General features: G+C 71.1%; 23 protein-coding genes and 1 riboswitch. Of the genes, 6 read left to right on the plus strand and 17 right to left on the minus strand.

Annotated features, from left to right (window positions below; translation table 11 throughout):
• Nucleotides 1-79: 79 nt before the first annotated feature.
• On the plus strand, nucleotides 80-1069 hold the full coding sequence (locus QUV83_RS09770) for a LysR family transcriptional regulator (RefSeq protein WP_289564264.1): 990 nt from the start codon (nucleotides 80-82) through the stop codon (nucleotides 1067-1069).
• Here QUV83_RS09770 and QUV83_RS09775 read toward each other — a convergent pair.
• From QUV83_RS09775 to QUV83_RS09840, 14 genes are all read right to left on the minus strand, one after another.
• Nucleotides 1000-1233 carry a helix-turn-helix domain-containing protein gene (locus QUV83_RS09775; RefSeq protein ID WP_289564266.1) on the minus strand — a complete coding sequence of 78 codons (234 nt, stop codon included), beginning with the start codon at nucleotides 1231-1233 and terminating at the stop codon, nucleotides 1000-1002. The genes QUV83_RS09770 and QUV83_RS09775 overlap by 70 nt on opposite strands.
• A 250-nt stretch (nucleotides 1234-1483) precedes the next feature.
• Complete coding sequence (gene gcvH / locus QUV83_RS09780) at nucleotides 1484-1855, minus strand: glycine cleavage system protein GcvH (protein ID WP_289564267.1); 372 nt, start codon at nucleotides 1853-1855, stop codon at nucleotides 1484-1486.
• A gap of 79 nt (nucleotides 1856-1934) precedes the next feature.
• The gene (gene gcvT / locus QUV83_RS09785; RefSeq protein WP_289564269.1) at nucleotides 1935-3077 is read right to left on the minus strand and encodes a glycine cleavage system aminomethyltransferase GcvT; all 1143 of its coding nucleotides are present in this window, start codon (nucleotides 3075-3077) and stop codon (nucleotides 1935-1937) included.
• A complete protein-coding gene (gene gcvP, locus QUV83_RS09790; RefSeq protein WP_289564271.1) occupies nucleotides 3077-6160 on the minus strand; it encodes an aminomethyl-transferring glycine dehydrogenase in 3084 nt (1027 codons plus the stop codon). The genes gcvT and gcvP overlap by 1 nt, the downstream gene beginning before the upstream one ends.
• Nucleotides 6161-6313: 153 nt before the next feature.
• A riboswitch (glycine riboswitch) is annotated at nucleotides 6314-6411 on the minus strand.
• A gap of 154 nt (nucleotides 6412-6565) precedes the next feature.
• Nucleotides 6566-7147, minus strand: a complete 582-nt coding sequence (locus tag QUV83_RS09795; protein WP_289564272.1) for a hypothetical protein — start codon at nucleotides 7145-7147, stop codon at nucleotides 6566-6568.
• Nucleotides 7144-11613, minus strand: a complete 4470-nt coding sequence (locus QUV83_RS09800) for an FtsK/SpoIIIE domain-containing protein (protein WP_289564274.1) — start codon at nucleotides 11611-11613, stop codon at nucleotides 7144-7146. The genes QUV83_RS09795 and QUV83_RS09800 overlap by 4 nt, the downstream gene beginning before the upstream one ends.
• Nucleotide 11614: 1 nt before the next feature.
• The gene (locus tag QUV83_RS09805) at nucleotides 11615-12274 is read right to left on the minus strand and encodes a hypothetical protein (protein WP_289564276.1); all 660 of its coding nucleotides are present in this window, start codon (nucleotides 12272-12274) and stop codon (nucleotides 11615-11617) included.
• Nucleotides 12271-12837: a hypothetical protein gene (locus QUV83_RS09810; RefSeq protein WP_289564278.1), complete on the minus strand. Its 567-nt coding sequence runs from the start codon at nucleotides 12835-12837 to the stop codon at nucleotides 12271-12273. The genes QUV83_RS09805 and QUV83_RS09810 overlap by 4 nt, the downstream gene beginning before the upstream one ends.
• 10 nt (nucleotides 12838-12847) lie before the next feature.
• Entirely contained in the window at nucleotides 12848-13447 is a 600-nt protein-coding gene (locus tag QUV83_RS09815) for a hypothetical protein (RefSeq protein WP_289564280.1), read from the minus strand.
• Nucleotides 13444-14799, minus strand: coding sequence for a hypothetical protein (locus QUV83_RS09820; RefSeq protein WP_289564281.1), 1356 nt, complete (start codon nucleotides 14797-14799; stop codon nucleotides 13444-13446). Before QUV83_RS09820 ends, QUV83_RS09815 begins: the two co-directional genes overlap by 4 nt.
• Nucleotides 14796-15086 (minus strand): hypothetical protein, encoded by a 291-nt coding sequence (locus QUV83_RS09825; protein ID WP_289564282.1) that lies wholly within the window; start codon nucleotides 15084-15086, stop codon nucleotides 14796-14798. Before QUV83_RS09825 ends, QUV83_RS09820 begins: the two co-directional genes overlap by 4 nt.
• Nucleotides 15087-15169: 83 nt before the next feature.
• Nucleotides 15170-15463, minus strand: coding sequence for a WXG100 family type VII secretion target (locus QUV83_RS09830; protein WP_289564283.1), 294 nt, complete (start codon nucleotides 15461-15463; stop codon nucleotides 15170-15172).
• Nucleotides 15464-15625: 162 nt separating this feature from the next.
• A complete protein-coding gene (locus QUV83_RS09835) occupies nucleotides 15626-16081 on the minus strand; it encodes a hypothetical protein (RefSeq protein WP_289564284.1) in 456 nt (151 codons plus the stop codon).
• Nucleotides 16078-17268 carry a lactate/malate family dehydrogenase gene (locus QUV83_RS09840; protein WP_289564285.1) on the minus strand — a complete coding sequence of 397 codons (1191 nt, stop codon included), beginning with the start codon at nucleotides 17266-17268 and terminating at the stop codon, nucleotides 16078-16080. The genes QUV83_RS09835 and QUV83_RS09840 overlap by 4 nt, the downstream gene beginning before the upstream one ends.
• Nucleotides 17269-17337: 69 nt before the next feature.
• Here QUV83_RS09840 and QUV83_RS09845 point away from each other — a divergent pair, with 69 nt between their 5' ends.
• The 3 genes from QUV83_RS09845 to QUV83_RS09855 all read left to right on the plus strand — a co-directional run bounded on the left by QUV83_RS09845 (nucleotide 17338) and on the right by QUV83_RS09855 (nucleotide 19553).
• The gene (locus tag QUV83_RS09845) at nucleotides 17338-17883 is read left to right on the plus strand and encodes an MOSC domain-containing protein (RefSeq protein WP_289564286.1); all 546 of its coding nucleotides are present in this window, start codon (nucleotides 17338-17340) and stop codon (nucleotides 17881-17883) included.
• 154 nt (nucleotides 17884-18037) lie between these two features.
• Complete coding sequence (locus QUV83_RS09850) at nucleotides 18038-18619, plus strand: DUF6318 family protein (RefSeq protein ID WP_289564473.1); 582 nt, start codon at nucleotides 18038-18040, stop codon at nucleotides 18617-18619.
• A 169-nt stretch (nucleotides 18620-18788) separates the two neighbouring features.
• The gene (locus QUV83_RS09855) at nucleotides 18789-19553 is read left to right on the plus strand and encodes a hypothetical protein (RefSeq protein ID WP_289564288.1); all 765 of its coding nucleotides are present in this window, start codon (nucleotides 18789-18791) and stop codon (nucleotides 19551-19553) included.
• A 101-nt stretch (nucleotides 19554-19654) separates the two neighbouring features.
• Here QUV83_RS09855 and QUV83_RS09860 read toward each other — a convergent pair whose 3' ends face one another.
• Both QUV83_RS09860 and QUV83_RS09865 read right to left on the minus strand, forming a co-directional pair.
• A complete protein-coding gene (locus QUV83_RS09860; protein ID WP_289564289.1) occupies nucleotides 19655-20815 on the minus strand; it encodes an aminotransferase class I/II-fold pyridoxal phosphate-dependent enzyme in 1161 nt (386 codons plus the stop codon).
• A gap of 91 nt (nucleotides 20816-20906) precedes the next feature.
• Entirely contained in the window at nucleotides 20907-21437 is a 531-nt protein-coding gene (locus QUV83_RS09865) for a low molecular weight protein-tyrosine-phosphatase (RefSeq protein ID WP_289564290.1), read from the minus strand.
• A 111-nt stretch (nucleotides 21438-21548) separates the two neighbouring features.
• Between QUV83_RS09865 and QUV83_RS09870 the strand changes: the two genes are divergently transcribed.
• On the plus strand, nucleotides 21549-22430 hold the full coding sequence (locus QUV83_RS09870) for an SDR family oxidoreductase (RefSeq protein WP_289564292.1): 882 nt from the start codon (nucleotides 21549-21551) through the stop codon (nucleotides 22428-22430).
• A 125-nt stretch (nucleotides 22431-22555) separates the two neighbouring features.
• On the plus strand, nucleotides 22556-22747 hold the full coding sequence (locus QUV83_RS09875) for a hypothetical protein (protein WP_289564293.1): 192 nt from the start codon (nucleotides 22556-22558) through the stop codon (nucleotides 22745-22747).
• Here QUV83_RS09875 and map read toward each other — a convergent pair.
• Entirely contained in the window at nucleotides 22735-23520 is a 786-nt protein-coding gene (gene map, locus QUV83_RS09880) for a type I methionyl aminopeptidase (protein ID WP_289564294.1), read from the minus strand. The two genes, QUV83_RS09875 and map, sit on opposite strands and share 13 nt — an antisense overlap.
• Between the last annotated feature and the right edge of the window lie 40 nt (nucleotides 23521-23560).

A 23560-nucleotide genomic window follows, 5' to 3' on the forward strand; every position in this document is an offset into this window, starting at 1 on the left:
GTGGTTCACGGTCCTACGGTGCCGTGTCAGGCGCGCGCCGCAGAAGGCCGTCCTGGCTGGGGGGACCTAGCCTGAGGCTATGGCCCCGGATCTCATCGGCAGCGCGCGGACACCACTCGGACCGCTCGAGCTGCTCGTCGCGGTGGATGAGCATGGGTCGATCTCCGCGGCGGCCCGCGCCCTCGCGCTCGCGCAGCCGTCGGTCAGCGCGGGCCTGCGCCGGCTCGAACGGCAGACCGGGCTCGCCCTGGTGGTGCGGTCCCACGGCGGCACCACCCTCACCGACGCGGGCCGGGCACTCGTCGGGCGGGCCCGTGACGTGCTCGCCGCCTCCGACGCCTTCGACCACGAGGTCGCCGCCATGCGCGCTGAGCGCGGAGGCCGGCTGTCCGTCGCCGCGAGCCTCACCATCGCCGAGTACCTGGTCCCCCGCTGGCTCGCCGCCCGGCCCGCCGGCGCCGCGGTGCTCGACCTGCACGTCGCGAACTCGCGCGACGTCATGCAGGCAGTGCTGCACGGGCGCGCCGACCTCGGCTTCGTCGAGGGGCCCGACGTCGACAGCGGCCTGCACGCGCGCACCATCGGGCATGACGAGCTGCTGGCCGTCGTGGCGCCGGAGCACCCGTGGGCGGCGCTGAGCCGTCCCGTCACCGCGGCCGAGCTCGCCGCGGGCCCGCTCGCGCTCCGCGAGGCCGGATCGGGCACCCGCGCCACGCTGGAGCAGGCGCTCGAGGCCGCCGGGCACCCGCTGGCCAGCGCCCCCGCGCAACTCGGATCGACAGCAGCCGTCAAGAACGTGGTGCGGGGAGGGCGGACAGCCGCTGTGCTGTCCGCCCTGACCGTCCAAGACGAGCTCGAGCAAGGAACGCTGCGCCGCGTCCGCATCGACGGTGTCGACCTGCACCGGGAGCTGCGCATGGTGTGGTCACGAGGGCGCGAGCCCGCCGCCGTGGCCCGTGAGTTCGCCGCGACTGTGGTCACGGCGACCAAAGAGCAACGTCAGCGCAAGCCCGCGGCCTCAGCCCAGGCGACGGCCTCGGCCCGCGTCGAGACGCCGATCTTGCGGTAGACCGAGCGCACCTGCGACTTCACGGTGTTGCGCGTGACGAAAAGCCGCGTCGCGATCTCCTCCAGGGTGACGTCCTCCGTCAGCTCGCCGAGCACAACCCGCTCACGGCGCGTCAGCGGCTCCGCGAGCTGAGCTGCGGGACGGGCGATCTCGATCGTGCTCATCATGTCCTCCTGGAGTACTGCGGCGCCCCGGCCCGGCCGGTGCGGTGGTGCGGGCTGTCACTGATGAGATCGGCAACTTGCGCCCTGATGACGCAGAAATCACCCATCAATCACCCACGCCGCCGCCCGCAGCCCGCCACCTACCCTCCAAGTTGGACAAACGTGCAGGTCAGGCCGTTACGCGCGCTTACGACCGGTTTTTCGGTTCATCCGAAAGAGGTCATCCGGACGGCCTAACCCGCGGCACACCTCAGGGCGCGGTGAGCGACTGGTATTCGGCCGCGGTGAGCAGCGGGCCGGCCCCCGTGACCTCGACCTTGAGCAGCCAGCCCTCGCCATACGGGTCGGAGTTCACCACGGACGGGTCAGCCACAGCGGCGTCGTTCACCGCGATGACCGTCCCGGAGACCGGGGAGTACAACTCGGACACGGACTTGGTGGACTCGATCTCCCCCACCACGGTCCCCGCGCTCAGCACGTCGCCGACGGCCGGAAGCTCCAGGTAGACGACATCGCCGAGCGCGTCGGCGGCCGTCGCGGTGATGCCCACCGTGGACGGGTCGCCCTCCAGCACCCACTCGTGCTCGGCGGTGTACTTCAGGTTCTCGGGAATGCTCGACATGGGTGTCTCCTGGGTCGCTCGGGCCGGACGGCTCGGGTGGGCGGTCGGTGCTGCTCTGTGTGCTGGCGGTGAGGCTGGTCTACCGCGCGCGCCGGTAGAAGGGAAGCGCGACGACGCGCACGGGCTCACGGCGCCCGCGCACGTCCACGGCCAGCTCCGTGCCCTCGGCACTGAGCTCCGGGGTCACGTACGCCATCGCGATCGGGTGGCCGAGCGTCGGCGACGGGGCTCCCGACGTCACCTGGCCCACCACGGGGCTGTCCGGCGCAGTGCTCGCGAGAACGTCGTAGCCGTGGCGCGCGGCGCGCCGACCCTCGGAGGCGAGGCCCACCAGCACCCGCGCCGGCGGTGACGCCTTGCGGGCCGCGAGCGCCGCGCGGCCGACGAACGGCAGCGGCTCGCCATCGGGCAGCGTCTTGTCGAGCCGCACCACCCGGCCCAGCCCGGCCTCGTACGGGGTGGTGGTGCGGTCCAGCTCGTTGCCGTACAGCGGCATCCCGGCCTCGAGGCGCAGGCTGTCCCGCGCCGAGAGCCCGGCGGGGACCAGGCCGTGCGGTGCGCCGGCCTCGAGCAGCGCGCGCCACAGCGCCGGCGCGTCCTCCGACGGCACGAACAGCTCGAAGCCGTCCTCCCCCGTGTAGCCGGTGCGGGCCACCAGCGCGGGCAGCCCGGCGACGGTGGCCTCGACCGAGGCGTAGTACTTGAGCCCGGTCACCGCGTCCACGTCCTGCGGGGCGGTGAGCGAGCTGACGATCTTCTCCGCCGAGGGCCCCTGCACCGCGACCAGGGCTGTCGAGAGCGAGCGGTCGTCGAGGCCCGCGTCGAACGCACTGATCCGCTCGGTGAGGGCGTCCCGCACCACCTCGACGTTCGAGGCGTTCGCGACCACGAGGAACCGCTGGTCCGCGAGCCGGTAGACGACCAGGTCGTCGAGCACGCTGCCGTCCTCAGCCGTGAGCATCGTGTAGCGGGCGCGGCCCACCGCCAGCGCGGTCAGGTCGCCGACCAGCGCGTGGTCGAGGGCCGTCGCAGCCTGCGGGCCGGTGACCTCGAGCTCCCCCATGTGGGACAGGTCGAACAGCCCGGCGGCCGCACGCACCGCCTGGTGCTCGGCGAGGTCCGACGTGTACCGCAGCGGCATCTGCCAGCCGGCGAAGGAGGTGAGGGCGGCGCCGAGCGCGACGTGCTCGGCGTGCAGCGGGGACAGGAGGTCGTCGGCCATCAGAGGGCGCCTTCCGTGGAGGTGAACGACTCGTCGAAGGCCTCCGGCGGGGGGCAGGAGCAGACGAGGTGGCGGTCGCCATGAGCGTTGTCGATGCGCCGTACCGGCGGCCAGTACTTGTCGGACCGCAGGCTCGGCAGCGGGTACGCGGCCTGCTCGCGGCCGTAGGGCGCGTTCCAGGTGTCGGCGGTGACCGATGCCGCGGTGTGCGGGGCGTTGCGCAGCGGCGATTCGGCCAGTGGCCACGTGCCCGCGGCGACCTCGTCGATCTCGTGGCGGATGGCCACCATCGCGTCGACGAACCGGTTGAGCTCGCCGAGGTCCTCGCTCTCGGTGGGCTCCACCATGAGGGTGCCCGCCACCGGGAAGGACAGCGTCGGGGCGTGGAACCCGTAGTCCTGGAGCCGCTTCGCGACGTCCTCCGCTGTGACGCCCGTCTGCTTGGTGAGCTCGCGCAGGTCGAGGATGCACTCGTGCGCGACCAGGCCCGCCGGGCCCGTGTACAGCACCGGGAAGTGCTCGTTCAGGCGCGCGGCCAGGTAGTTCGCGCTCAGCACCGCCGTCTCGGTGGCCCGGCGCAGGCCCTCGCCGCCCATCAGCGCCACATACGCCCAGGAGATCGGCAGGATGCCCGCCGAGCCGAACGGCGCCGCCGACACCGGCGCGGTCACGTGCTCCCCAGCCGTCGGCCCGCTGGGGCCGCTGAGCCGCGGGTCGGTGGGGTCGCCCGGCAGGAACGGCAGCAGGTGCTCGCCCACGCCGATCGGGCCCACGCCGGGGCCGCCACCGCCGTGCGGGATGCAGAACGTCTTGTGCAGGTTGAGGTGCGAGACGTCGCCGCCGAACTCGCCGGGCCGCGCCAGGCCGACCAGCGCGTTGAGGTTCGCGCCGTCGATGTACACCTGCCCACCGGCCTCATGCACCAGGTCGCACACCGTGCGCACCTGCTCCTCGTAGACGCCATGCGTCGAGGGGTACGTGATCATGATCGCCGCGACCTGCGGGCCGTGGGTCTCGAGCTTGGCGCGCAGGTCGTCGAGATTCACCGACCCGTCCCCAGCCGTCGCCACAACCACCACGCGCATGCCCGCGAGCGCCGCTGACGCCGCGTTGGTGCCGTGCGCCGAGGCCGGGATCAGGCAGACGTCACGCACCGGGTCGCCCTCGGCGCGGCGGCTCGCGTGGAAGTCGCGAATGGCCAGCAGCCCCGCGAGCTCGCCCTGCGACCCGGCGTTCGGCTGCACCGAGACGCCCGCGTAGCCGGTCACCTCGGCGAGCCAGGCCTGCAATGTGTCGATCAGCTCGGTGTACCCGGCGGCCTGCTCGCGCGGCACGAACGGGTGCAGCCCGGCGAACTCAGGCCAGGAAATCGGCTCCATCTCCACTGTCGCGTTGAGCTTCATGGTGCAGGAGCCCAACGGGATCATCGTGCGGTCCAACGCGAGGTCCTTGTCGGAGAGGCGGCGCAGGTAGCGCAGCATCGCCGTCTCCGAACGATTCACGTGAAACACCGGGTGCGTCAGGTAGTCGCTGGTGCGGAGCAGGGCGGCGGGCAGGGTCGACGCGAGGGCCGACGCGCTGGCGTCCGGAGCCCGGCCGTCGCGGGTCGCGGCCGGGGAGCCCGATGCCGCGGCGAACGCCGACAGCACTCGCTCGAGGTCGTCCGGCGTCGTGGTCTCGTCACAGGCGGCCTGCACGTGGTCCGCGTCAGGCGCCCACAGGTTCACGCCCCGCTCGGCGGCTTCCGCGACCACCGCGTGAGCCGCGCCCGGCACGACCGCGCGCACAGTGTCGAAGAACGCGTCGTGCTCCACGCCGACGCCCATCGCGCGCAGCCCCTCGGCGAGCCGTACCGCGCGCGAGTGCACCCGCTCGGCGATCTCCCGCAGCCCATCGGGCCCGTGGTAGACGGCGTACATCGACGCGACGATCGCCAGCAGCGCCTGCGCCGTGCAGATGTTGCTCGTCGCCTTCTCGCGGCGGATGTGCTGCTCACGAGTCTGCAGCGCGAGCCGGTACGCCGGGGCGCCATCGGCGTCGACCGACACCCCCACCAGGCGGCCAGGCAGCATCCGCTCCAAGCCGGGGCGCACCGCCATGTACGCGGCATGCGGGCCGCCGTAGAACAGCGGAACCCCGAACCGCTGCGACGAGCCGACGGCCACATCCGCGCCGAGCTCCCCGGGCGGCGTCAGCAGCGTCAACGACAGCAGGTCCGCGGCGACCGTCACCAGGGCGCCCGCGTCCTTCGCCGCGGCGATCAGCGGCGCCAGGTCACGCACCACACCTGAGGCGCCCGGCGCCTGCAGCACCACGCCCACCAGGTCGGCGTCGCCCAGGTCGGGCAACCCCTCGCTCAGGTCCGCCACCACGATCGGCAGGCCCATCGCCTCCGCGCGACCCCGGGTCACCGCGATCGACTGCGGGAAGCACTCGGCGTCGAGCACCACCGCCCCGTGGTCCTTGCCGCGCACCGCCCGGCGCATCAACGCCACCGCCTCCGCCACCGCCGTCGCCTCGTCCAGCAGCGACGCGTTGGCGGTCGGCAGCCCGGTGAGGTCGGCGACCACCGTCTGGAAGTTCAACAGCGCCTCGAGCCGGCCCTGCGAGATCTCCGGCTGATACGGCGTGTAGGCGGTGTACCAGGCCGGCGATTCGAGCACGTTACGGCGGATCACCGCCGGGGTGACCGTGTCCGAGTAGCCCTGCCCGATCATCTGCGTCAGCACCGTGTTCTTCGCCGCGATGGCGCGCAGGTCCGCCAGGACCTCCTCCTCGCTGCGGGCGGCCGGGAGGGCCAGCGGGCAATCGGTGCGGATGGACTGCGGCACCGCCGCGTCGATCAGCGCGTCGAGCGAGTCGTAGCCGAGCGTGGCGAGCATCGTCGCAAGCGCCGACGCGCGGGGCCCGACGTGCCGGTCCGCGAAGTCGCGGGCGGCGTCCGTGCGGTGTGCGAGGTCGTCGCGGCTCAACGATGTCTGCGCGGCCTGCGCGGTCACGGCGTCATGGAGATCGGTCACGGTGGCTCCTCCGGGGGCGCCCGGCGATGCCGGGACGGACGGGTGGCCTCCCCGCTCTGTCATCCGACGCGCACCACCCGCGGGTGGGGTCGCCGACCTGAGAGTTTTGCCGGTCCGCCAGTGGATCGCGCCACCCGCAGATGGTCGGACCTCCGGGGCGCGCTGGCTTGCACCGTCGGTGAGCCGCCCTCGCGGGCGGCTGCTTTCCAGAGTTGCCTCGCCGCGGCGGTACAGGGGCCTGAGAGTTTCCCGGGGAGGGTTTGCTCCTTCGGCGCCTCGACGCTGACACGGGAGGACTCTCCCGCCACGGTTCGAGCAGCGTGTTCAGTTGTCGTGCTTCCCGTCAGCCTACGGGCATGTGGCCGCCGTCACGCACGCATCTCACCGCGCCGTGAGCCCCCCTGCGGGCGCCGCGCACTCCGAAGCCACGGACGTGATCAGCCGCCGCCCAGCGCGTGACGCGGCCGGTCAGTTGAGGTCGCGGGCCGCCCGCAAAGTCGTGACCAGCCGCGTGACGGCCGCGGCGGAGGCCGGCAGGATCCCGCCGTCCGGGCGGGCGGTCGGCACTAGGACGAGGTGCGCGTCGGAAGTCGTCGACAGGCTGACCGCGGGCCGCACTGCCCCGCCCGATTGGCCCGTCGTCGGGGTGATCGCAGCGACCTCCTCCCAGGACAGGGGCGCCAGCACCTCGGCGCCCCGCCACAACTCGATCCCGTCGTCCGACCAGGCAAGCGTCAGACGCGTCCCCCCGCTGGGGCGCAGGCGTTCGACGTGCCATCCCTGCCTGCGGAGTTGGGCGCCCAGTGCCGCGTCCGACCACACGGCGTGCGTCGACCATCCCGGTCGGGCTGACGCGGCGGCTGCCCGGCGAGCGCGGTCGCGCCGCATCGACAGGACGATCCCGCCGACGACTGCGGCGAGGATGAGAGCTGTCGCGAGGCCCACGAGAACGGGGTCGTTGTCAGAGGTCGCGAAGCGTCGCCAGTTGGCGATCGACAGGATGACGACGCCGACGGCTGACAGTGCAAAGGCGATGCGTTGACGGCTCATGCGGGCACCTCGTGGATTCTGTCGGCGCCGTGTGGCGTGACGTTGTCGGCAAGCGCCTGGATGCCTGCCGTCGGCCAGGACAGGTCGTCGGCGACGGGCGCCTGGACCCTGCGAATGCGACCCGACTCCACGACGACGCCGCGCCCCGGCGGGAACTCCGCCCTGGCCATACGGGGGAAGGGCGTGCGGAACAGGGGGTCGCCGTCGAGGTGGTCGGGTTGGAGCACGAGCCCTCGACGGCCGTTGCGGACCTCGGCGACGAGCGGCCAGGCCGAGCCCCACGTGGACGTCTCCGACTCCGCGACGATGAGGTGGTCGTTCCGTCGTCCCGTCTTCACCGCTTCCGCGAGCGCCTGCTCCGCCGGGCCGCCGAGGAAGTCGGTGATGGACTCGATGACCAGCACGATGCCCAGGTCGCCGGCCACCGGCTCAGCGAGCTCGGGCAGCAGTCGGCGCGCGAGCGCGGCGGCGTCCTCGGCCGAGACGGCGGTCTCCGTCCACACAGGCGCCGCGTGGACGGGTGAGCGCCGGTTGCCCACGTAGTAGAGGCGCCCGTCGGGGGCGAAGCGGCGCAGCGAGGTCGCGATCGACGTGAGCACCGTCGTGCGGCCACTGCCAGGCAACCCGGCCAGCAGGAACGTGCCGTGCGGCTCGAAGCCGACCGGCGCCAGGGTGTCGTCGGCGACGCCGAGCACGGGCAGGCCGTCGGCGGACGTGGGCAGGCTCGAGAGGGTGACGAACGACGACAGCCGGCGCACGGACGGCGCGTCCCCGACGCCGGCGGATCGGAGCCGCGCGGCGAGCCCCTCGATCCAGGCGCCCTGTTCGGCCGGGTCGGCGGCTCCCCCGCCGACAGCGAGCTGCAGCTCGTGCGTGGCGCCCGCGGGCACTGCCCTGCCGGGTGGCGAGGCTGCCGTCAGCACGTCGGCGGGGACGTCCAGCATCCCGTACGCGTTGTCGTCGGCCTGGCGCATGACGATGCGGCGCGGGACGCTCCCCGCGAGCGCCGTCGGGAGAGCGCCGGGACGCTCGGCGGTCATGACGACATGGATGCCGAGCGGTCGCCCCTCGCTGACGATGCGACGGAAGGCGGCGAACGTCGCGGCGCGCCCCGGATCGGACTCCCACCCGTCACGGAACGCACTGAGGCCGTCGAGCAGCAACAGGATCCTCGGCTCGTCCGGACGGCCGGTGAGGGCTCGGTACTGCGTGATGCTCCCGGCACGCACCTGCGAGTACCGCATGGACCGCTCGTCGACGGTGGCGAGCAGCGTGCGGATCAGCCGGGTCACCCGCTCGGCATCGGAGCCGTCCACGATGCCGCCCACGTGGGGCAGCGGCTCCAGCATCGCCAGGCCCCCGGCCCCCAGGTCGATGCCGTAGACCTGCACCGGGAATCCGGCCGCGCAGGCTCGTCCCGCGCCGATGGCGACGGTCCGCAGCGCCGTCGACGTGCCAGCACCTCCCGTGCCGAAGAGGGCGAGCGCGCCGTCGTCAGGCCGGTACGCGAAGGGCGCCTGGCGTTGCTCCTCGGGCAGGTCGACGACACCGAGCGGCAGGCCGGTGTCGTCGACGACAGCGAGGTCGGCGAGGTCGTACACGGCGGCGAGGTCGGGCAGCCACGGGCGTCTCGGGGGCCGCACCCCGGCTTCCTGGGCCGCACGGGCGACTGTCCTCACGACCCGGGAGATGTCGGTGGGGCCGTCCTGTGCCGACTCGTCCGTCGGCGGTGAGGGGACGACCCAACGCTCGCCAGGGCCGAACGCGAGCGTCTCGATCTCGACGTTCCCGTCGGAGGACTCGGCGCTCGAGCGGCCGCCTGCGTAGGCCGTCTGGAACATCGCGATCCGCCCCGGTCCTGTGCGCACGGCGCCACGGCCGGGGACGCCAGGGTCGAAGTGCGCTGACATCGGCGAACCCAGGATGTCGGTGGAGTCATGCTCGTCGGCGGTGCGCAACGCGATGCGCAGGTTCGTGTTGGCGCGCAGATTGTCCTTGATGACACCGGCGGGGCGTTGTGTCGCGAGGACCAGGTGCAGGCCGAGTGACCGGCCACGCTGGGCGACGTCCACGACACCGTCGACGAACTCGGGCACCTCGGAGACGAGCGCGGCGAACTCGTCCACCACGATGACGAGCGCCGGCGGCGTCTCGGGGTCCCCGCTGCGCTCGAGGGTGAGCAGGTCCTTCGCCTTCTTGCGGTGCAGCAGCCGCTCACGGTGCCGCAGCTCGGCGCGCAACGACGTGAGCGCACGGCGCACCAGGTGGGGGGACAGGTCGGTGACGAGCCCCACGCAGTGCGGCAGGTCCACACAGTCGGCGAACGCGGCGCCGCCCTTGTAGTCGACGAACAGGAACGTCACCCGGTCGGGGCTGTGGGCGGCGGCCATGCCCAGCACCCATGCCTGCAGGAACTCGCTCTTGCCCGAGCCCGTCGTGCCGCCCACCAGGGCGTGCGGACCCTCGCTGCGCAGGTCGAGCACGAACTCACCGCCAACACGCTGTCCGATGACGGCGCGCAGTGTCGCGTCGGTGCGCCGTGGGATCGGCGGCCCCTGACGGTCGATGAGCGAGCCCGTCTCACGCCACCGTTCGATGACGGCATCGGGGTCGTCAGCGAGCTCATGCCCGGCGAGCGACAGGTACCCGACGGCGCGCGGCAGGTCGGTCTCGTCTTCGACCGGCGCCCCGGCGTCCACGACACCGGCCAGGTGCAGGCCGAGTTGCCCAGTCGTCTCCTCGTCGACTGGCTCTCCCGTCACGTCGCTCCACGTGCGGTCGAGCACCGATCCCCCGCGCACTCCCCCGTCATGGCACACCAGGAATGCACGGCACGCGGCGGGGAGCCTGGGCAGACGGGTTGCGCACCAGATCACGTGCACCCCTCTGGCCGGGCCCTCCTCGGCGAGCCGCACCAACCGGCCGCGCTCGATGGGCGCGTCGTCCTCGACCACCAGCACCACTACGGGCAACGGCGTCGCGGAGCCCCGGTGGTCTGTGCGCGCCGCGACGAGCTCCTCGAGCTCCCCGACAACGGCCGTGCACGTGGCCGGGTTGTCGCCGAGGTGGTGGCCGAGTGGGCTGTGCGCGCTGGCGGTGTGCGGCAGCCAGGTGAGCCAACGCCACGCCAGGGCGGAGCGCGGTGACGCGACAGCGGCGACCACGACCTCCGCCGGGGAGTGCAGGCACACGATCTGCGCCATGAGGCTCCGGGCCACAGCCGCGGCGTGCAGCGGCGGCCCCGCGACCCCGATGCCCCCGACCTCCCGCAGGCTCGCCACGAGGGGGACGCCCTCGACGTCCCTCAGGCTGGCCACCGTCTCCTCGAGGTCGGACCACACCTGCCCGTCGGACTGCCCACGCGATGGCATGCGGATGGTGGTGCGGGACGTGTCCGTCCCAGTGCCGAGGCGCACCGAGAGGAAGTCGTCCTGATCGGGCCGGCGGCACCACAGCAGCGGGTTGAGCGTGAGCGCGGCGGCGATGGCCTCTGCCGGGGAGGGGTGCTCGACGAGGCGCGTCGTCACCTCCTCGACGTGATCGGCGCGGACCTGCTCGGCGAGGAGGGCGAGGTCGGTGCGGAACTGTTCGGACTGCCGCCGCACCCGGCCACGCTCCCCGGTGCGGCGGTCCAACCAGGACCCGAGCATCAGCAGCGGGCTCAACCCGACGAACGCCAACGTGAAGACGTTGCGCGTCATTGCGTACATGGCGACGCCGAGCATCGCCGGCGCGAGCATCGCCAGCCACGGGAACCGCTGGGGTTTCGCTGGCTCCGGGGGCGTCGGCGCCTCGACGGTCTTCTCGGCGTACCGCGGGACGACCAGCGGGGGCCGGTTGAAGGCGACGACCGCTCCGGCGTGCTCGTCGTCCGTCGCCGCGTTGCGCAGCCGCTCAACCTGGAACGAGGTGTCGCCGAGGCGGACGACGTCGGCGGGGCCGAGCGTCGAGCGACGGATGAGTCCCCCGTCCACCAGCACACCGTTGGAAGAGCCGTTGTCGACGATCTCGACGCCGTCGGCGACGATCAGGCGCGCGTGCCGCTGCGACACGGTGCGGTCGTTCAGTTGAACGGTTGCGGCGCTTCCACGCCCGATGGTGTGCACGCCCAGCGGGAGGAGCACCTCCAGGCCCCGATCAGGTCCGTTCAGGATGACGAGCCGCGCAGCCGCATCGGCGAGGTCGCCGCCCGGTTCGACGAAGTGCCTGGCCGCCCGCGCGACAGCAACAGTGGACCCGGCCCGCAAGTGGGCGTCAAGGAGCGGCACCGTGCGGGGAAGCGTCCGGAACTCCGTGCCGCCCACAGGGCACACCCGCAGCTCGACGTCCCCTGGTGAGCCGCCCAGTGTCGGGTCGGCGCGCACCAGGGTGTCGGCGACGTCCCCGACGCGTGTCGCAGCGTCGGCTTCGATGACGACGGCGTCGGTGAGGCCGTCCGGGCGGCGCAGCAGGAGTCGGGTGCGCATCTCAGTCGCCCGTTGTCCCTGTGACGACGTGGACCGACCCGGCGATCGCGTCGAAGAGGCCCAACAGCGCGTCGCGCGCGCCAACAAGCGGGCTCGCGAAGGCCAGATAGACCAACTCAGCGCTGCCCGTCGGCTCCACCCAGTAGTCGACGACGAACGACTCGATGACCTGGTCACTCGCCTGCCCCACCAGCGACCCGACCTCGGTGCGCACAACACCACTTCGCACCCGTCGCAGGATGACGCCGAACTCGCCCTCGGTGAGCCCCACGGACTGCCCCGCCTCGGCGTCCTGACGCGTCGCCTCGGCTATCAGCGTCTTGCCGAGTTCCTCGAAATCCTCACCGGGCAGGGTGTGCACCGTGACCGACGCGGGAACCGGCATTCCTCCGGCCTCCATCAGCGACACGGCCATGAACTGGCCCCGACTCTGGGCGGCCCGCGCAGTCTGCTCGAGCAACTGCTGGGTAAGTGCCCGTCGCAGCGAGGCCCACGAGTCGACCCTCCCCAATTGCCGCTCCACGAGCGCGCCCACCGAACGCCGACGCTCGTCATCATCCGCGAGCTCGACGACTACCCACATGTCAGGGAGCAGCATGACCACACCACCGACACCGGCGACGCGCGCGTCCACACCCCCCATCACGCCGTCGCGGATCACCTCTCTACCGGCTTCAGCCGAGTGGAAGTCTCCGGACTGTCGCCGCCGCAGAACACGACATAGAGATCGTCTTCAATGTCGATCCAACACGTGGCGCGGGTTCCGTCCGGCAGGGTCACAGCCTCTTGTTCAGGCCATCCGGCCTTCCCCAGAGGAATGGATGGAAAAGAAGCCTCGAACTCGATTCCATACGAGCGCTCGATACCCGCGACAGCGTCCTCTTGGGCCGCGTACTCCATGAGTCGGTGATCAAAAAGGGCCTCCCGCTGCGCCTCGCGCTGGATCCCGTCGATGAGGCCGGCAAGTAGTGCCGAGATGATCATCACGGAGCCCGTGATGAGTATCGCCGCAAGCGGACGCCGAGATCGAGATCGGTGATAGATCACGCGAATCACATGGATGCCAAATATGATGGACGACACGCCGCAGATAACTGCGATAAGGATCACAAGAGGCGAGGAGATATCCGAATCCACGGGCGGAGCGGGTAGTTCGGGCACAGGAACCAGAAGGACCCGGCTCACGATGCCCCCGATGTGACGAAGGGCGTAAAGGAGCACCATGCTGCACGCCTCATGCGGTATCCACTGACCCGCCGAGGCGTACCGCCAATGAGTCGGTAATGACATTGGTCTCCCACCCGAGTGCGTCGGTGAGATATGGGTGCTCGGAGTCGAACTGGCAGAGAACGATCTGGTCCGTACCGGGCGGGAGCACAAACCAGTTCATCTGCAGCATCACTTGCCGCGACGGGCGAGTCACAGTCTCCAAGATCTGCAGCACCGCTGGTCCAGCAGAGAGATTCCCGGGCACGGCCGCACAGTCCATCACCCTCACACCTCGAGTGCGCGTCGGTCTTCCGGCCCAGCGAATCAGTTCCTCCTGCGTGAGGCGATGAGGCCGATCCGGGTCGACCACACGAATGGCGAGGGTCGCGGCCACCTCACAGGCCTGCCGGTCAGGCAGCCAGACTCCGGCAGACCAGGTACCAGGTTGGTTCGCGTGATGGCCTTCAAGCGCACCGATCCCGGCAGCGACTGCCGTCGTGAACTCGTCCGGGATATCGCTGTTGGCGCCTAGACTGCCAGCTAGCTCAGCGCCCCCACCAATGTTCCACACGAGCCAGGTGTCACTCGCGCCCCATTCGAGGTCGATGATCGGTCGAGATCTCACAGTTTCAGCCTCTCAGCGCCCGTAGCCGCCGGTTCCACGATGTCGATCGTCGACCTGCCGAGGTTCGCTGTGGTGTCCACTCGATCAACCCCGTAAACCACGGCGCCCCCCACCATGAGCAACCGACCACTTTCGATCGTCACATTCAACCTATCGACCGCCTGCGGGCGCACCAATGACCGTCTCATTATGTCAAGGGCGGCGATATCCGCAGCCAGGTCACCGTGGCCGGCCATGGCAAGCCAGCGATGCGCTCCACTTGCCGATGCAACCTGCGCACGCGCTGCCCGAAATGCGCTTTGGTAGAGTTGCGGCGCGGCTCTACCCGCAGACATCAAATCGCGAAAGGTGAGTTTCACGGAACTGCGGGCCAGCACCGCTGGCCGCGCGGATACGGCCGTCGCGGCGATCGCCGGATTACCTGAGCGTTGGCTGATCTTGATGGCAGACCGAGCTGCCGCGCGAGCCGACCCAGAGAACGCCTTAGCGGTGGCGGCTAGTGCTCGTCCAGCCCCGAAGGTGGCGATACCAATCGCGCCAATCGCGACATTCTCCCACCCTTGCTCCCCTGTTGCCGCCAAAACTACGTCGGAGAACAATGCGGCCACACCGGCGATGATTGCTACAGCGGCGAGCGCCTGGCCGAGAAGCGGCACCCACCCCAAGAAGAGTGAAAGGAGACCCGCGACGGCGGCCACCGTGCCAGCGATGGACGAGATCGACTTGAGCGCCTCTACCCCCCAGTCCTCCCACCACCCGTCACTCAATGCGTCATGGGCCACGGCCCGTCCGATGCCCTCTGCCGCTCGCTGAGCTGCTACGTCGCGGTCACGGACGACGACGTCAAGGTCGTCGCGCAAGCGCTGGAGCGCGCTCTCGCCGTCATTTACCGCGGTCCGGGCCTGCGTCAGCCGCCTCCCGGCCAGGCGACGCTCCTCGGCGGTGGTGTCTTCGTCAAGGCTCCCCCAAACTCGAGCCGCTATGGTGCGCTCCGTCGTGGCTGAATCGATCGCGTTCTGTGCCGTGCGGGCCCGCTCCAAGAGACTGTCGGCTTCCGCCTGCGCACGCTTCAGGGCAGCGGCGTAGGTCGAGAGCGCAGTGGCCACGGCCTCGTAGCGACTTTGCGCCTTTCCTACTTCGTCAGCCACATCTCGCGCCCTGGTGCGGACGGCTGCGACAGCGTCCGAGAGCATGTCCGGCGAGTCGGCAATGTCGTCGAGCTTCTTTGCCGCTTCCGTGATGTTCGTCGCGACCGCCCGGTATTGCGCCGCATCGCGCTCGACTGCGTCCGGATCGCCCGGAACTGGGTCAGCCGTCGCCAAGGGAAACCAGGAGTAAGGGCGCGCGCTCATGCCTCACCGCGCAGTGCCCGGCCCAGTTCGACGTCGAGATCCTCGAAGCCGTCGGAGATGCCAATACAGGCGTCGGAGAGGGCAGCAATGTTCTCGACGATCTTGGCTCGCCGGTCGTCCCAGCCGTGTGCGAAGTCCACGATGCAGGCCGCGAGGGCGGCATGGCCGACATGCTCCGCTGCCTGCGAACTGTTGGCATTAGCGTTTTCGAACTCCGTCGCGACGGCGCGCAGGTTGGTGCCCGCGTCTCGCAGGATCACGGTGTCGATGCTGAGCTTGCCGCTCACTCGGCCCCCTCGGGTGTGCACGGTCGTGGTGGCGCGGACGTGACAGGGCCGCCGTCGCCGGCCGGCGACGGCGGCCGCTGTCGTCAGCGCAGTCCAGCGGCGAGCTGGGCGTCGGCGTCCTCGAGGGTTGAGGCGGCCACCGTGAGGTACTGGCCGAGGCTCGTCAGGGCCGCGACTGTGTCGGTGGCGCCCTGGGTGAACTGGCGGTAGGACTCGCCGAATGCCACGGACGCCTGGTCGGTGACGAACCCCGAGGAGATGAGGGACTCGATGAACGCCTTGAGCTCATTGAGCTTGGTCGTGATCTCGTCCTGGCCAGCGGTCAGGCGGGTAGCCGCGTCCCGCATCTCCTGGTAGCTGACGTTGAGGTTGGCCATCAGATCGCCCTTCGATGATCGTGGAGTGCGAGGTGTCTGCGCCCCCTGGTGAGCCGCCGCACGGGCCGTCACGCTAGCGCGGACATATGCCACGCCCGGGGCTTATCCACAGATCTCACCTGAACGGAGGCGCGCACACGCACTGCGACACCGGCGCTCACATCAGGCGCTCAGCACCACGGTCGCCGTGGCCAGCGCGCCCTGCTCCCGAGCCCGCAGCACGACGACGCCGATGTCGGCGAGCGATCCCTCGACGAGCACGGGCTGCCCGGCAGCCGAGTCGCCGGACCAACGCACCGCGACTGTCGGCGGCGGCGCGAACGGCACGCCCGGCGGCATCTGCACCACCCCGGCGGCGCGCACGCGGGGGTCGGAGGCGGGCCGGACGACCACCGACTGCACGGCGGACAGCCGCTCGACGGTCCGCACCAGGTGCTGTTGGCGGCGCAATGAGGCATGGAACGTGACGGCGATGCTGCCCGATCCGCCGTCCACGGCGCCGGTCGCCAGGGAGTCGAAGCTGACGCCTCGGGTGGAGAACACGCTGGTCAGCGCCGTGAGGGTGCCGGGTCGATCGGCGCCGCGCACCAGGGCGACCCAGCGCTGGTCGACGGTCATGGGGCGCCCCCGGCAAGTGCGGTGCCGGTGACCGCAGCATCGCGCCCATCGGCAGCCGCGCTGCGGGCGGGGTCCACGCCCGACGCCGCCCCGTCCGCCGATGCCACGCCGCCGACGCTGCCGTACCCGACGTGGGCGAGCGTCGCGTCGATGCGGTCACGGCAGGCCAGCAGCCGCCGTTCCTCATCGGGCGCGAGGTCGTCCAGCAGGACGCGGGTCCACCCCTCGGGGCCGAGCACCACGGGGACCCCGAGCACACCGTCGAGGGGCGCGCCGGAGACTGTCACCTCGCCGGACAGCGCGACCTGCCCGGCGACGACCGTGTCGCGGCCGTCGAGCAGGGTGTCGACGAGGCCGACCGTGGCGTTCGCGGTGCCATTCGCCGTCTTGGCGCCGCTGGTGTGCGTCATCCACGGCCTGGTGACCACACGCAGGTCCGGGGGCCAGGAGCCGATGAGGTCGAACGCCGCGCCCGTGTCGTCGGCCGCCACCTGGGTGAGCAGCTCCTGCGCGCGGACGATCTCGTCGGAGAAGGTGTCGAGCGTCCTGCCGCGCCGCAGCCCCGCGAGCGCGTTGCGGCGCTCATCGGCGTCGAGCCCGCTGATCCGCACGGTCGACCACAGCGGCGCCAGGTCCTCGCCGTGCTGCCCGGCCACGAATCCGCCGATGCGATGACGCCGCAGTCCCAGCGACACCGCGAGCTCCCGGCGGAACCGCAGCGTGTCGAGCCAGGCGCCCATGCCGATCACCCGATGCCGGCCGAGCGCCCGCGCCATGACCGCCACCCCCAGCTCCACCGGGTTGGACACCACGATCACGACCTCATGCCCTGACCCGTGCTCCGCGATCGCCCGGGCGTACGACTCGAAGACCGGCAAGTTGTCCGCCGCGAGCTGGATGCGCGGCGTCGCGACCCCCGGCCGGGCGGGGGTGGTACGACCAGCGGCGACGACGATGACATCCGCGACGACATCGTCGGGGCTCAGTGCGACGTCGAGCAGCGGTGCGTGCTCGTCGTAGGCGTCGATCAGATCCGCGCGCAGGCCGTGAGTCGCCCGCGCGGACGCCCCGTGAGCGCGCCCGACGAGCTGGAGGCGGGACGACGTGGGGAGCACGCGCCGCTCGATGAGCTGCGTGCACACGTGTCGCCCGACATCCCCGGCTGCCCCCAGCACCGCCACGTCCATCTTCGGAGACTAGGGGCCGCACGTGAACCTGGCGTTTCGGACGACGTCGATGCCCGATACGGTCCCCTCGTGACCACGCGCCTCGACACCCCTGCGTCCGTCCTCGCTGTGAGCCGCAGCCCTCTGCATGCGTTCAGCAAGGTGCCGCAGCCCGAGGTCCGGCTCGCCGCGGGGGTCGGCATCGAGGGCGACGCGCATGCGGGCAAGGACGTTCAGCACCTCTCACGACGGGCGGCTGTGCCGCCGCCGAACCTCCGCCAGGTCCACCTCATTCACGCCGAGCTGGCGACTGCGGGATTCTCCGTTCACCCTGGCGAGCTGGGCGAGAACATCACGACCCGCGGCGTGGACCTGTTGTCGCTGCCGCGCGGAACCCGCCTGCACCTCGGAGAGCAGGCTGTCGTCGAGCTGACGGGCCTGCGCAACCCGTGCAAGCAGATCGACGGCTTTCAGCGGGGCCTGATGCGCCTGCTCGTCGGGCGGGCCGCCGACGGCACGATCGTCCGCAAGGCCGGCGTGATGAGCATCGTGCTGGTCAGCGGCATCGTCCGCCCCGACGACACGATCGACGTGGAACTCCCCGACGGCGCCCACGAGGCCCTCGCCCCGGTGTGACCACGTCGCGCCGGATCTCCGCTGTCCACAGCGAGAGATCGGACAGTGACCGAGATGTGCTGTTCTCGCTAGGTTCATCCGCATGCTCCCGCCGATGCGCCCGCGCCACACCACCCGCGACCCGCATTGGCTCCTGCGACGGGGGCCATGGGCAATGGCGACAGCGTTGGTGCTGGCGGCACCACTCGGCCTGACTGCCTGCACTGGAAGCAGCGGGCGCGACCCGTCGCCCAGCCCCACAGCGACAGGCGTCGCCGCCACGCCAGACCCGACACCCACCGCCCCCAGCACTTCCCGGTCATCCAAGCCTGAGCGTCCTGCCGCGATGGATTCCTTCGATATCGAGGGTGCGATTGCTGCAGCGACCTACATCACTGCGCTCTACCCCTACGTCTATAACACGGGCGATCTCACCGAATGGAAGACGCTCAGCCATCCCGAGTGCATCTTCTGCACCAGCGTCGTCGAAGGCGTTGAGGAACTACACGGCCAGGGGTTTCACAACGAAGGAGGGCAGATTCTGGTGGAGGGAGCCACCGCAGTCGAACTCAACCCGGGTCGGAGTTTTAGTGCGGATCTAAGCCTGCGCCAAGGGCCAGCGACTGTCGTCGACTCTTCTGGGAATCAGGTCGGGGAGCCCAGCCAGGAGGTCAGCTCAGGGATGACTTTCATTCTCTTCATCGATCAGGGAAATTGGCAGATCCGCGAGGCGGAGACGAAGCCTCATGAGGAGTAGAAATACGTCCAGATCAATAGCGGCAATGACACTTGCATTCTCAATGCTGCATTCCGCTGCCCTTGCGCCGTGCGGTGATCCAGCGCCTTCGAAGCCCGTCCCAAGCATCTTCGGTGAGGCAACGGGATCCAGTGTCGACCTCGTTGGGCGCGAGGCTCACGCTGCGGAAGTGGCCCATGCAGCGGCGAAGGCGGCTGGTGATCCGGCGGCGGTGCTCACCGAGTACAAGCGCATGGAGCAGTGCGAGGGAGCGGGGTTGCCCTACCCAGCAGAGAACGGTCCCTGCCCGCCGGCGGACGGCGCGGTCCCCCTGCCCGACTGCGGCGAATACCCACCACTGCTGCACCTATGGCGCCACACCCGCACCACCCCCAACGACCCCTGGGGCCCCTGGACCAAGGTCGCCGACGCGTCCTGCCCCCAAGACGTTCTGCCCGCGTTCACCGCCGAGGACTTCCGCCGCCTGCCCCTGGCCCCCACCACCACCCAACTCCACCCCAACGACCCGAACCTCCTCACCGGCCTCGGCATCGTGGTCACCGCCACCCCCACCACCCAAGAGCTCCCCACCACACTCCTGGGCTTCCCCATCACCGTGCGCGCCACCCCCACCGAGTACACCTGGGACTACGGCGACGGCGCCACCATCACCACCGCCCACCCCGGCGAACCGTTCCCCACCACCGGACGCGTCCGCGCCGGAACCTTCCCCCCAGGCGTCATCGGCCACCCCTACCCCCGCCTAGGCGCCTACACCATCACCCTCACCACCACCTGGTCAGGCGAGTACCTCATCGCTGGGACCACCACCTGGCGCCCCATCAACGGAACCGCCACCACCACCACAACCCACCCACCCGTGACCATCCACGAATCCCGCTCCCACCTCGTCGCCGACACCTGCCACGACGACCCCACAGCACCCGGCTGCTAACCGAACGGCCCTTGTGGGAACGGAGGCCAGATGGCCGTACGTGGTGGCCGGGTTGTCGGAGGGGATCGGCTCGGAGGACGGCGTCCCGAGAGCGCGCAGTGCTAGAGCCGCGCCTGCCAGTCGATGATCCGGTTGACCGCCTCGTCGACGACCTCGAGGGAGGACGCGAAGGACAGTCGCACCCAGTCGTGGCCGTCGACTGCGTCGAAGTCGACGCCCGGGGTGAGGGCGACGTCGGCCTCGTCGAGGAGGCGGGCGCACCAGGTGGTGGAGTCGAGTCCGGAGTCGGAGATGTCGGCGTACAGGTAGAAGGCGCCGTCGGCGGGCGCGACGCGGGTCCAGCCGAGCTCGGGAAGGCGGGAGAGCAGCAGGGATCGGGCAGCGGCGTAGCGGTCGACGTTCGACTTGGCGGCGGCGTACCCCTCGGGGCTGAAGGCGGCGATGCCGGCGTGCTGGGCGAGCGCCGGTGGGCAGAGCGAGACGTTGGAGGCGAGCGCGTCGGCGGGGGCGAGCAGGTCGTCGGGCAGCACCAGCCATCCGAGGCGCCATCCGGTCATCGCCCAGTACTTGGAGAAGGAGTTCACCACTACGGCGCCCTGGTGCCGGTACTGGGCCGCGGTGGCGACCTGCGCGTCGGTGTAGGTGATGCCGTGGTAGATCTCGTCGCTGATCAGGCGCACCTCGTGGTCGGCGCACCAGCCGGCGAGGTCCGCGAGCGCGTCGGCCTCGATCATCGTGCCGGTGGGGTTGGCGGGGCTGGCGACGACGAGGCCGGCGATGGGCTCGTCGAGGGCCTCGAGTTGGGCGACTGTCGGCTGGTAGCGGGTCTCGGGCCCGCAGGGCAGCTCGACGACTTCGCAGCCCAGCGACGTGAGGATGTTCTTGTATGCGGGGTACCCGGGCCTGGCCAGGGCCACCCGGTCGCCGACGTCGAAGGCGGCGAGGAACGCGACCATGAAACCGCCGGACGACCCGGTGGTGACGGCCACCTGGTCGGCGTGGATGTCGAGCCCGTACCAGCGGCCGTAGTGCGCGGCGATCTCCGCGCGGAGGGCGGGTGCCCCGAGTGACTCGGTGTAGCCGAGGTCCCCGGCCTCGAGCATCTGGGCGGCGCGCTCTCGCACGACGTCCGATGCGCCGGTGGACGGCTCACCGGCGCACAGGTTCAGCACGGGCCGGCCCGCGGCTCGCCGCGCGTTGGCGGCGGCGATGATCTCCATCACGGCGAATGCGGGGACCTGGGAGCGGCGCGAGACCTTCATGACGCCATCCTGCCGCTGTGCGGGGCTCCACCCCAGCCCCATTCCGAGCCGGGAGAGGCCAGTCGGGAGGCGATGCGCCGCCCTGGCGTGGTCAGTCGGGGCGGCCGCTGACGGCGCGCTCGGCCACCTGGTCGCGCACGTGGGCGACGATGGTGTCGGCGGCGGCCTCGATCATCGCGAGGCACTCCTCGAATCCGCACATGTCCCCGTACCAGGGGTCGGCCACGTCGAGCTCACGGTCTGGCGCCTGCGGTGACACCGTCGGGTCGAACTCGCGGTAGCGGCGGATGCGGCGGGCGACGTCGCTGGCCCCGGCGAGGCGCCGCAGGGACCGTTCGTGCACCGACGTCATCGCGAGCACAAGGTCGCGTTCGCGCAGGTCGGCGGCGGTCACCTGGTGGGCGCGCCGGTTGGGGACCTCGTACCCGTGGGCGGCGAGCACTGTCGCGGCACGGCGGTCGATGGGGTTGCCGTGCTCCTCGTCGCTGATGCCTGTGGAGTCGATGACCACCATGTCCCCGAGCCCTGCGTCGTCGAACCGCTGACGCAGCACGACCTCCGCCATCGGGGACCGGCAGATGTTGCCGGTGCAGACCGTCATGATCCGGTACGGGGTGCTCACCGCTCCATCATCGCCGACGGATGGCAGCCGTGCCCGGGGTCGCCGCGTCATCGAGCCCCGCGGGCGGGGGGCCGGCTCGCCTCACCCCACCCCCGCGCGTACGTTCGGCAGATGGCGACTCTTCTCGGCATCACCGGCGCGACTGGGCTGCTCGGCGGCCGGGTCGCGGAACGTCTCGCAGCGGCAGGGGCGGAGCAGCGGCTCCTGGTGCGGAACGCCGCGCACGCGCCGGACCTGCCGGGCGCCCAGGTGGCGGCCATCGGGGGGTATGACGACGACGCGGGCATGCGCGCGGCGCTGACCGGCGTCGACACCCTGTTCTTGGTGTCCGGCCGGGAGGCGCCGAACCGCGTCGCCCAGCACATTGCGGCCGTCGACAGCGCCGTCGCGGCTGGGGTGAGCCGCATCGTGTACGTGTCGTTCGTTGGCGCCGCGCCCGATGCCACGTTCACGTTCGCGCGGGACCACTGGGCCACCGAGGAGCACATCCGCGCGACGGGACTGCGCTGCACCTTCCTGCGGGACAACTTCTACGACGTGATGCTGCCCCGTCTGGTGGGGGACGACGGCGTCATCCGCGGCCCGGGCGGCGAGGGGCGGGTCGGCTGCGTGGCGCATGACGACGTCGCCGACGCCGCGGCCGCTGTGCTGCTCGACGCGATCCCGGACATCGACGCCGATCAGGTTTACGACCTCACCGGTCCTGAGGCGATCTCGCTGGCCGAGGCCGCCGCCCAGATGTCCCGCGCCGCCGGACGGTCGATCGTCTACGTCCCCGAGACCGTCGAGGAGGCGTACGCCTCACGCGAGTCGTTCGGGGCGCCGCAGTTCGAGCTGGACGGCTGGGTGACGTCGTACACCGCAATTGCGAACGGGGACCTCGAGGTGGTGTCCTCCGCCGTCCGACGGCTCACCGGCCATCCCGCGCAGACGTTCGCCGAGTGGCTGGCCGCGAACCCGGGCGCCTGGGAGAGGCTCCGCGGCCTGCCGTGACCCCGGTGGCGGGCCTGGGGCGCCCAGGCAAGGATGGACGAACGGGGACGAAGCGGTTCCCGACGGCTCGGGGGGCACGAGTGATCCACGTACGCACTGTTTATGACGCACCGGACTGGCTGAACATGGTCGACGGCCTGCAACAGGGCATCGCCTACAGCAGCTTCGTCGCGGCGAAGGCCGCGGGGCGCGCCATCGCCATCGACCTGGGCGCCTCGCACGAGGTGCAGGACACCGACGGGTCGGTGCTGGAGCACCACGTCTACGCGCCCAGCACAGGGAGCCTCGGGCGGGCGCCGGGGTTCTACCTGCCCTGAGCCGAGTCCTGCCGGGCCGTCAGCACGACGGGCCCGTCCTTGGTGATGGCGATGGTGTGCTCGGCGTGGGCCGCGAGCGACCCGTCGGCGGTGCGGATCGTCCAGCCGTCGGAGTCGATGACGTACTCGTCGCCGCCGGCCATGAACCACGGCTCGATGGCGATGACCAGGCCCGGCTTGAGCCGCATGCCGGTGCCCGCGCGGCCCAGGTTCGCCACATGCGGGTCCTCGTGCATCGTGCGGCCCACGCCATGCCCGCCGAAGTCGGCGTTGATGCCGTATCCGGCGGCCCGGCCCACGGCGCCGATGGCCGCGGAGATGTCACCCATCCGGTTGCCGGGCCGCGCGGCGGCGATCCCGGCCGCCAGTGCGCGCTCGGTGGTCTCGATGAGCTGGGTCGCGGCCGGGCTGGGCGTGCCGACCTGGAACGTGATCGCGGAGTCCGCGACCCACCCCTCGACCTGCGCGGCGAAGTCGATGCTCAGCACGTCACCGTCGACGAGCACGTAGTCCGACGGCAGCCCGTGCAGCGCGGCGTCGTTGACCGACGTGCACAGCACACCCGGGTACGGGATGGCGCCGAACGACGGGTGGTAGCCGAGGTACACGGAGTGGGCGCCCGCCTCGTCGATGAGCCGGTGCGCGTGGGCGTCCAGGTCGCGCAGGCTCACCCCCACCTTCGCGACGTCGCGCAGCGAGGTGAGCACGCGGGCCACGAACTTGCCGGCGGGGCGCATCGCGGTGATCTCGGCGGGGGTCTTGAGCTGAGGCATGCGTCCATCTTCCCGCTCCGCGGCGTGTGCGGGGGACCTT

Origin of the sequence: Cellulomonas cellasea (genome assembly GCF_030372105.1) — a bacterium.
GTDB classification, from domain to species: Bacteria; Actinomycetota; Actinomycetes; order Actinomycetales; family Cellulomonadaceae; genus Cellulomonas_A; species Cellulomonas_A cellasea_A.